Annotated in this window: 6 protein-coding genes; 4 read left to right on the forward strand and 2 right to left on the reverse strand. The window is 38.6% G+C overall.

Annotation, left to right across the window (positions count from 1 at the left end; all coding sequences use genetic code 11):
* The first annotated feature begins 141 nt into the window (after positions 1-141).
* Both GNF10_RS19300 and GNF10_RS19305 read left to right on the forward strand, forming a co-directional pair.
* Positions 142-1,800 (forward strand): alpha-amylase family glycosyl hydrolase, encoded by a 1,659-nt coding sequence (locus tag GNF10_RS19300; protein ID WP_185581654.1) that lies wholly within the window; start codon positions 142-144, stop codon positions 1,798-1,800.
* A 200-nt stretch (positions 1,801-2,000) separates the two neighbouring features.
* On the forward strand, positions 2,001-3,059 hold the full coding sequence (locus tag GNF10_RS19305) for a 3-deoxy-7-phosphoheptulonate synthase (protein ID WP_185581653.1): 1,059 nt from the start codon (positions 2,001-2,003) through the stop codon (positions 3,057-3,059).
* Positions 3,060-3,641: 582 nt separating this feature from the next.
* Here the strand turns inward: GNF10_RS19305 and GNF10_RS19310 are convergent.
* Positions 3,642-4,145 (reverse strand): 2TM domain-containing protein, encoded by a 504-nt coding sequence (locus tag GNF10_RS19310; RefSeq protein ID WP_185581652.1) that lies wholly within the window; start codon positions 4,143-4,145, stop codon positions 3,642-3,644.
* Positions 4,146-4,544: 399 nt separating this feature from the next.
* Between GNF10_RS19310 and GNF10_RS19315 the strand changes: the two genes are divergently transcribed.
* Together GNF10_RS19315 and GNF10_RS19320 are read left to right on the forward strand one after the other, a co-directional pair.
* A complete protein-coding gene (locus GNF10_RS19315) occupies positions 4,545-5,261 on the forward strand; it encodes an ROK family protein (protein WP_185581651.1) in 717 nt (238 codons plus the stop codon).
* A gap of 877 nt (positions 5,262-6,138) precedes the next feature.
* Positions 6,139-6,693 (forward strand): peptidoglycan-binding protein, encoded by a 555-nt coding sequence (locus tag GNF10_RS19320; protein WP_260446150.1) that lies wholly within the window; start codon positions 6,139-6,141, stop codon positions 6,691-6,693.
* A 49-nt stretch (positions 6,694-6,742) separates the two neighbouring features.
* Here the strand turns inward: GNF10_RS19320 and GNF10_RS19325 are convergent, their stop codons facing one another.
* The gene (locus tag GNF10_RS19325) at positions 6,743-9,163 is read right to left on the reverse strand and encodes a sucrose synthase (RefSeq protein WP_185581655.1); all 2,421 of its coding nucleotides are present in this window, start codon (positions 9,161-9,163) and stop codon (positions 6,743-6,745) included.
* Positions 9,164-9,622 lie beyond the last annotated feature (459 nt).

The following is a 9,622-nucleotide window of genomic DNA, read 5'->3' on the forward strand; positions in this document are numbered from 1 at the left end:
ATAGTAATTTTTACAAAATATTTATAAATTCATCCTCAAGAGAGAAGCGCTGGTTAAATAATTATTTCTCTAGACCGATTTGTAAATTCAATTAAGCATCAGAGAATACGTCTATCAACCCTTGATATTACAAACACTTCTATGGCAAAGCCAATTGAATTTAATTTATTTGCACCATACAACAAAGGAGCCGCATTAATTGGTTCTTTTTCTGATTGGCAAGAAATACCAATGGAAAAAGGTGATGATGGCTATTTTCGTACAAGTGTTGAACTAGAAGACGGCGCTTATAAATATAAATTTCGCATCCAGTCAAATTCATGGTTTTTTGAACCAGAACAATGGGTTGATGTTACAGACCCTTATGCAACTGATATAGATGAACTGAGTGGAAAAGATGATAGTGTTATCCGTGTAAAAGATGGTGAAAGAATTACTGATACTTATGTCTGGCAACATGATGATAAACCTTTACCTGCTGACAACGAATTAGTAATTTATGAATTGCACGTTGGTGACTTTTCTGGTGGTGAGGATGATCCTTATGCAAGAGGGAAGTATAAACACGTCATTGAAAAGTTAGATTATTTGGGTGAACTAGGAATCAATGCTATTGAGTTGATGCCGCTTAAAGAATATCCTGGTGATTATAGTTGGGGTTATAATCCCCGCCACTTTTTTGCAACTGAATCTAGTTATGGCTCTACTGCTGATTTAAAAAAATTGATTGATGAGTGTCACGCCAGAGGAATTCGTGTAATTCTTGACGGTATTTATAACCACTCAGAAGCATCTGCTCCCTTAACACAAATTGACCACGATTATTGGTATCATCATGAACCTCGTGACCCTGATAATAACTGGGGCCCCGAGTTTAATTATGAACATTATGATGAAAAATTAGAGATTCATCCAGCGTGGAAATTTACTGGTGAGGCAATCCGTTTTTGGATATCAGAATATCATCTTGATGGTATTCGCTATGATGCAGCCCGGCAAATTGCTAATTACGACTTCATGCACTGGATTGTTCAGGAAGCCAAAAAAACTGCTGGTGCAAAGCCTTTTTACAACGTTGCTGAACACATTCCTGAAACTACCAGCATTACCAATGTAGATGGGCCAATGGATGGTTGCTGGCATGATAGTTTCTATCACTGCATTCTAGAACATATCTGCGGTGATACATTTGATTTAGAGCGTCTCAAAGATGTCATTGACTGCAAACGCCAAGGCTTCTTGGGTGCGACGAATGTAGTAAATTACCTCACCAACCATGACCATAACCATGTCATGGTTGAATTGGGGAACCGTGAGATTTTTAACGAAGAAGCCTTTAGACGGGCTAAATTAGGAGTTGCCATCCTAATGACTGCTGTTGGCGTACCTTTGATTTGGATGGGAGAGGAATTTGGTGAGTACAAACCCAAACAACCCGAATCATCAAAAATTGATTGGACACTGTTAGGTAACGATCTCAATCGTAGTTTATTTGAATCATACAAAGGCTTAACCAACCTGCGTAAAAGTAATCACGCTCTCTACACAGAAAATATTGACTTTATCCACGAAAATCCAGAGGCAAAAGTATTAGCTTATACTCGTTGGAATGATGAAGGTTCTCGTGTAGTCGTAATCGCAAATTTCTCAGAAAACTTCCTAGCTGGTTATCATGTTCCTAATTTTCCGAGTGCTGGTACATGGCACGAATGGACAGGCAATTATGATGTCGAATCTGGTGATGATGGCATCATAACTGACTTAGGCCCATACGAAGCCAAAGTGTTTGTATGGCAGTAATTATATACACTAACACTGAGCCAGTAATCCAATAGCAAAAAGAAAGAGGGGAAATATTCTCCCCTTTTTAAGTTATTACATTTCCCGAATACAGTGTAATTAGAAATTTGTCAAGCACAAAATAAGCTATTTTAAAATTTCATTGGTTTATGTTACACTTTTGAGTTGAAGTGCGTATATAAAATTGCCAAAGCATCCCCATGCACAACAAATTATTTAATAGTAATATCGACAACGCTAACATTGAGAACGATCGCATTTTACTAACTCCCAATGAAATAAAATCAAAATTACCTTTAACACAATTAGCCGAACAAAGAGTTTTAGCACACAGACAGGAAATAGAGGATATCCTGGATTTTCAGGATCGGAGAAAGTTTATAGTAGTTGGGCCATGCTCAATCCACGACCCAAAAGCAGCGCTTGAATATTCTGAAAGGTTGAAAGCGTTATCTGAGCAAGTTAAGGATAAGCTGCTACTAATAATGCGTGTATATTTTGAAAAGCCAAGAACAACCGTCGGCTGGAAAGGATTAATTAACGATCCAGATATGGATGATTCTTTCCATGTAGAGAATGGTTTATTAATTGCACGCGATCTGTTATTAAAAATTACAGAATTGGGATTACCTGCGGGCACAGAAGCACTAGATCCAATCATACCTCAATACATTAGTGAACTGATTACATGGTCTGCTATTGGGGCACGCACGACCGAATCACAAACTCACCGTGAAATGGCAAGTGGACTTTCGATGCCTGTGGGTTTTAAAAACGGTACTGATGGCAATATTCAAGTAGCTTTGAATGCCCTACAATCAGCTAGAAACCCGCATAATTTTCTGGGAATTAATCAAAACGGACAAGTCAGCGTCTTTCAAACTAAAGGGAATGGCTATGGTCACGTAATTTTAAGAGGTGGTAGTCAACCCAACTTTGATGCAGCAAATGTCAAATTAGTAGAAGATAAATTAAAACAGGCGAATTTACCACCAAGAATTGTTATCGACTGTAGCCACGGAAATACTAATAAAGATTACAAATTACAAGGTGCTGTTTTAGAAAATATTATTCAGCAAATAGTGGATGGTAATACATCAATAGTTGGCATGATGCTGGAATCACATTTGTATGAAGGTAGTCAACCAATTACCGGGAAACAAGAAGAATTAAAATATGGGGTTTCTGTAACTGATAAATGTATTAGTTGGGAAGAAACCGAAAAAATTATTTTGGCTGCTTACGAAAAACTTAAGTAAATACCATAATTGGGATTTTCAGAGGGTTTGAATCTTAATCATCAATGCTTATAGTGCTTGTCAATAAGTTATTTTTTTGCAAGTCCCTTAAGAGGATGTTTGAAAAGTCCTATTCTCGGTAACAAAACGTTTTAGATCCCCCTAAATCCCCCTTAAAAAAGGGGACTTTAATTGCAGTTCCCACCTTTTTAAGGGGGCTAGTTTTTTAAAAATATATTTATGTAGGTTGGGTGGAGTGAAACGCAACCCAACATTACCACCAAATTTTATGTTGGGTTACGCTATCGCTGCACCCAACCTACAAAACTGCTTCACCTACTATTATCTGAAAACTACTTGTAGATAAAATCATTTTTCAGACTATTGATAGATCCTCATATCAGTATAAAGATAGAAAGAATACTTTGAGCCAATCAGGTAATATCAATTTTAATCCTAATAATTGCTGTGTTTCTTAAAATTTTATTTAAGTGATGTTACACAACAAATGTAGGTAGCGGTAAATATTACCCCGTTTCTCCTGCGGGGTTTTTCTTTGAGTTACTGATGTCTACAAAGAGTTGGTTTAGCAAAGTAAATTTACTAAGCCTGTAATGCCTTAAACCACTTATTCAAAACTGTACTGATGGTTTTCTTAATCTGATGATTACGGCTCCACTTCTGGAATGCTATTTCATACTCTTCGCCTTTGATTTGAAAAGTATTCCATACATCCAGTCCTACAGGTAATCCGCAGAATAGCAAAATGTACAGCGACCAAGAAATTCCGCCACCAGTTAGTAAATTTAACAGTATAAAAAAGCCATTAAAAATTGCATAATTCCCTAGACGCTTCTGAAATCTTCTAATCCGATAAGCGTCAAAGGCTTTTCGCTGTTGGACTTGACCTTGTTGTACTAACCAGTCGCGTTCAGCTAATTTTAAAGAATCAGGTGAGATTTCTAACTCAGCAGCAATTTCTAATATCTGCTCATAAGAAAATTCTGTATTTTTATCATTAGCTTGACGAGCGATCGCTAAGTGTAGAATTTGTTGGACATCTTCTTGGCTATAAGAGCGGATGCTTTGAGGTTCAAACGCCGTCATAATTCTTTCTCTTATTATTACTTTTAATAGAAATTTGCTGCCCAATAGACTTTAAACACCTATGCCAGTACTATTTCCATTATCTCTACATTAGCAAATCTGGACGTTGTCGTGCGTCTAATGTGTTGATATACTACTCAAGACTCAGGACTAGTAAACTTTGGTTGTCGATAGGCTTGGCACTTTCCAGGCTGGAGCGTCTCTGTGAGGAGCAGGGTAGCCACAAAGATTCTTTAATCTTAAGACATAAGTTGCTCAAACCTTGCTGGCGCTAAGTTGAGTAGAGAACTCATCTCCTCCACTGTCCTCTCAATATAAAGACTCTCCAAATATCCGAATCCGATCGCATACAGCAGAGCATAATATCGAAAGAACAAGCATTAACAAGGATGTAACTCAATGGTTGAAGAAAATGGATCGATTCGTACACTATCGGTTGATATTGGTGGTAGTGGCGTTAAGGCTATGGTTTTAGATATTACGGGAAGTCCTGTAACAGAAAGAGCGCGTTTAGATACACCTCAACCTGCTACACCAGATGTTGTAATTAATGCAATTGTTGTGTTAGCTGCGGCTCAAGGCGAATTTCATCGTGTTTCGGTGGGTTTTCCTGGCGTGGTTCGATGCGGAGTCACGGAAACGGCGGTAAACTTGCATCCAGATTGGATTGGATTTGATTTGGAAACAGCGTTATTAAAACACTTAAACAAACCTGTACGGGTGATTAATGATGCAGATATGCAGGGGTTTGGTGCGATCGCAGGTAAAGGTGTAGAACTGGTGATTACTCTCGGTACAGGGTTTGGTTCAGCTTTATTTGTAGACGGTAAGCTAGTACCAAATATGGAAATGGGACATCATCCGTTTCGCAAAGGAGAGACTTTTGAGCAGCAGTTAGGGCGTGCAGAGTTAGAAAAAATTGGTGAGAAAAGATGGAATAGGCGATTAGAAAAGGCGATCGCATCCTTACAACATCTGTTCAATTATGATTACCTTTACATTGGCGGTGGTGAAGCTGTACGAGTGAATTTCCAGCTACCTTTAAATGTAAAACTCATCCCTAATATTACTGGTTTATTAGGTGGTATTGCTTTGTGGCGAGATGAAAAAAGGTAAAAAGTTTTTCAACATCCACAACTAAGTGTACTAAGCAATGTCTAAGGGCGAGCTACACCTACGCGCTTATAAGGTGCATCCTTTCTTAACATTTAAAAATGTTATAAAAATTAACACAGGTGAAGCAGAGAATTGTATACACATTATTTACATTGCTACCATCTAACTTTGTCATACAGTAGTCTCAACTCTAGTTTAAATTCAAAACCGTACAACAACGTTGTGCGGTTTCATCTTCTTGAGGTTGAAGTATGTGTTTTCTGAGAATAGGACGAAGGAGCAATATAAATTCAATTACAAAGCAAATATTTAGGAAACATAGCTAAATATTTCCAGATTTAAGTTGACAAAAATAGATAATTGTGTGACGACCAACATGTATCCTGCGCTATAAAAGTGATTGATAAAAAGTTGATAACCCCCTCTAAAGGAGGACAAATTGTTTAAAATCCAGAGTTTATCATTATTGTCAAATGTTGCATTGATAAATGCTTAAAAAACGGACTCAGAGAATTCACAGGATTTTTGCTGGTAGTATAAATATGCTAAAAGTAGCATCAGCATATCAAGTATGAGCCAAAGGTAACGAGAAAAATTTCTTTGATGGCATTCCCAGAGAATCATATAGTATGTTATTGTCTAAACCGTTGATTTAAATAGCATCTTTTAGAAGTTCGTGGCTTGATTGAAGATAAAAAAGGCACAAAACTAATAATATTAGTCTCATTAGATGAAATCGGAGGTGAGCAAATATGAGCATGATAATATTATCTGAAAAATTAGTACATGACTTTTTTATTTAGTCAGTATGTATTATCCTGAACAGCAGCAATGTTGTTAGTTAAAAGAGATATTGGTTAAAGTAAAATGAACTACAATGACTGAAATTGGCCTGATGATGACGGGCGTATTAACAATAAGACAAGCATTTGGAACCAATTTGCCACAACAGCAATTAGTTCAGATGGAAAATGACGAAAAGCAGTCAAAACAGAATGAGTCGGAGATAACTGCTCAAGTCACACCACCTGAATTTATGCAGACAGATGAGATTTCCCAGGCTTCTCCCTCAGCGATCGCACTAGAGAAAGGACATATACTTCAGAAAATCAGCAAAAATAATCAGTTCCTAGCTTCTTCTAACTTAGGTAAGTCTAAAAAGAATTCTCAGTCTGTAGGCCAAGTCCGCATAAAGGTTACAGGACGTTTCCAGAAGTTTAGTAGCCAACCTATGCCGACTCTTTATTTCGGTAGCTCTGGTCTTGCTGTCAGAGTTTTACAACGGCTGTTAGTGGCTAACGGTTATGCCGTAAGAGTGGATGGCATTTATGGCGCACTGACGGAAACTGCTGTCAAAGCTTTTCAAAACCAGCAGAATTTAGGAACGGATGGAATAGTTGGTCAGCGAACTTGGCGGGCGTTGACAACGTAGTCATTTGTCCTTGGTCATTTGTCCTTAATAACAAATGACAAATGACAAATTACCGATACTTATGCTGCTCTAATAGTTGTTGCGCTCTTGGCTTATAAATTAAATAGAACAAAGCCTCAAGATAACGTAACAAATCTTCCCGATTCTCTTTCGAGGTAAAGTTCCAGAAGCCATAAATCCGCGCTAATGATAACAGCTTGCTAGTATGAATTTTCCAAGTATAGGTGCTGTAAACTCGGTCAATTCCTCGCTGCGAAATTTCATTCCAATAGTTAGGATTCTGTTCGCATTTAGTAATGAATTCCACAATTTTTGTTGCTGTCTCATCCAAATTTGTTGGGTTAATCAAAAAGCCATTAACCTTATCTTGAATAATCTCTAATGGCCCACCAAACTGTGTGGCAAAAGTCGGTAATCCTGAAACCATCGACTCTAAAATTGTCAAACCAAAAGCTTCAAATAAAGCTGGTTGTACAAAAATTCCCTGGCGATCGGCAATGACTCGGTAAATTTCACCAGAATCGGTTTTAGTTAGGCGCACACCCAGCCAACGAATCTTCCCGTGGAGATTGTACTCCTCAATGATTTGGTAAAGCTTGATAATTTCGTCACGCTCTTCGTTGTCGCCCGATTCTTCTACACGTAATTTACCCGCCACCAAAATTAAATTGCAATGCTCCTGTAATTCTTTACTTTGACCATAACATTCAGCTAAACCTGTGAGGTTTTTGATGTGGTCAAGACGCGCCATTGAGAAAAGAGGGCGCTTGTTAGGATCGTCGAGCTTGCCAAAGATGTGCGCGGGGTCTTCTAGAGTAAAGAGTGTTTCTGCAAGGCGTTGGCGATCGCTCTCGACTCGATCTTTAGTCCGGGTGTAGGGGAAGTAATTATTTTCGTTTACTCCAGGCGGTACGACATTAAATTTGGGACTAAATAATTCAATGCCATTGGTAACATGGTACAACTCCGGCATGGTGAAGCACTTATAAGACTCGTACTGTCCAACGCTATCCGGTGTACCGACAATTTCTTGGTAGGTGCTGCTGACAACAAAATTGGCAGCATTCATCGCAATCAAGTCAGCTGTGAATTGCAATGAAAAATGATATTTCTCCTCTAATTCTTGCCAGTAGAGGTTACTGAACAAGTATTTAGATTTTTCCAAAGCATGGGCAACATTGCATTGGGTAACTTTCAGCCGTCGCGCCAGCAAGAATGCTATTAAATTCCCATCAGTATAGTTGCCAACTATTAAATCAGGTGTGCCGTGGAATTCTGCCCGTAGTTCTCTTTCTGAGTCAATGGCGAAAGTTTCTAAATAAGGCCAAAACTCAAACCGGGAAATCCAGTTTTGAGTCATGTTAGGGTTAAATTCCCGTAAAGGCACTCGCAAAATCCAGGCATTTTCAGTCCCGTGGACTTTTTCTAGCCGTTGATTACAAAGAGTGCCATCACTATTGGGAATCAAGCGGGTGAGAATAATTACCTTTGGCTCGACATTCAATTTCTCTAAACCAGCTAGCAGGACATCTTCTTGTAGCTGCTTCTCTAGGCTCTTAGCCTGGTCAAGGACGTAAACTACCTGACCGCCGGTATCGGGACGACCCAATACTCCCTCTTGCCCAAACCAGCCGTGAGCCGACACTAAGACGATTCTAAAAATCATCGGGATACGAGAAATGAAGGCTTCTAGGGTCTGGGGGTCGGCAGAATCAATCAATTCATCGAGAATATTTAAAGTTTCCCGCACGCGTGCTGCGGTGTTACCCCAACCCGGCTCAAAACCCATTGACTGCAATTGGAACCGGAATTGTTCGTAGGGTTCATCTTCGGGGCGATTATTAACAAAGCCGATAGCTTTCTTAACTTGCTCGGAAAGTTGCTGCTGTGATTGAATGCGATCGTTGACTAGCAGTTGGACACCGTTGTAATGGTGCAGGCGCAAGAAATTCAATAAGCTGTCCAGCAATTGCTTGGAGTCTTGAAAGATTTTGCTGGATAGATAGCGGTTGAGAAATTGTACCCCTTTACCAATATTTTTGGGGTCGCGGATGATTGGGGTGTAGTCGTAAAATGGGCCGAAGTCCAATTCTAGCAGGTCGCCGTCGTTGGGATGAAATTTGTTCACCAAGCGATCGCGCAAATCCAGCAAATCCTGTACGGTCATCGGCTCAATGCTCAAGTCTGATGTCAACCAATAAACTTCTTGGCTAGCAATCTTCGAACGGATGATGAAACAGAAGTTGGACTCCTCCTGAATAATTTCTTGAGTATAGTAAATCAGTTTGCCTAACTCAGAGTTACTGTAAAAATCCTCTGGTTTCTGGGACTTTGAGCAATACTCACTATATACATTGAGTATGTCGTTCCGCAGCAAGTATTTCTTATCTCGTTGGCGTAATTCACTAATAAAGGAACGCAAATCACTTCTTTCTTCACTATCTAAGACTGCTTGAAGCAATTCAGACATGGCAACTCCACTAGATGACGATGTTTGCATTGTTGATTTTCAAAGCGAGACTAAATAAGCCTCTACCTTTTGTTAGACCAGATATAAACACGAAATAATCCAGATAAAAATGATTTATCTGTGTACTTGCAAGTATCAAATTAGCAGCAGTACTTAAATCAGGTTCTACTTTACTTAAAGTATCTATGACTCAGTATTTTTGGCTCTAACTAAAGGAATACAATTTTTATTTCTTTTGACAGATGTTATTAAAAAACTTCATAGTAATTTAGGCGCAATCTCTTGTGCCTTAAAATTATTGATTTAATCTTTACTATATAATTTATTCGCGTATATCTGATGATTATCAGACTGATATATCAAGATTAATCTAAAATCTTCTGTAACGCTTGTAAATCAATACTTTTTTTGGTTTATCTAGGATACTAATATTCATTTTTTTGTGGGTGTAGATAATAT

The organism is Nostoc sp. UCD121 (genome assembly GCF_014222285.1).
GTDB lineage: Bacteria > Cyanobacteriota > Cyanobacteriia > Cyanobacteriales > Nostocaceae > Nostoc.

What these genes read in the sequence shown, in the direction of transcription:
- GNF10_RS19300 (WP_185581654.1), top strand. Translation starts at nt 142, where the DNA reads ATGGCAAAGCCAATTGAATTTAATTTATTTGCACCATACAACAAAGGA.
- GNF10_RS19305 (WP_185581653.1), top strand. Translation starts at nt 2,001, where the DNA reads ATGCACAACAAATTATTTAATAGTAATATCGACAACGCTAACATTGAG.
- GNF10_RS19310 (WP_185581652.1), bottom strand. Translation starts at nt 4,145, where the DNA reads ATGACGGCGTTTGAACCTCAAAGCATCCGCTCTTATAGCCAAGAAGAT.
- GNF10_RS19315 (WP_185581651.1), top strand. Translation starts at nt 4,545, where the DNA reads ATGGTTGAAGAAAATGGATCGATTCGTACACTATCGGTTGATATTGGT.
- GNF10_RS19320 (WP_260446150.1), top strand. Translation starts at nt 6,139, where the DNA reads ATGACTGAAATTGGCCTGATGATGACGGGCGTATTAACAATAAGACAA.
- GNF10_RS19325 (WP_185581655.1), bottom strand. Translation starts at nt 9,163, where the DNA reads ATGTCTGAATTGCTTCAAGCAGTCTTAGATAGTGAAGAAAGAAGTGAT.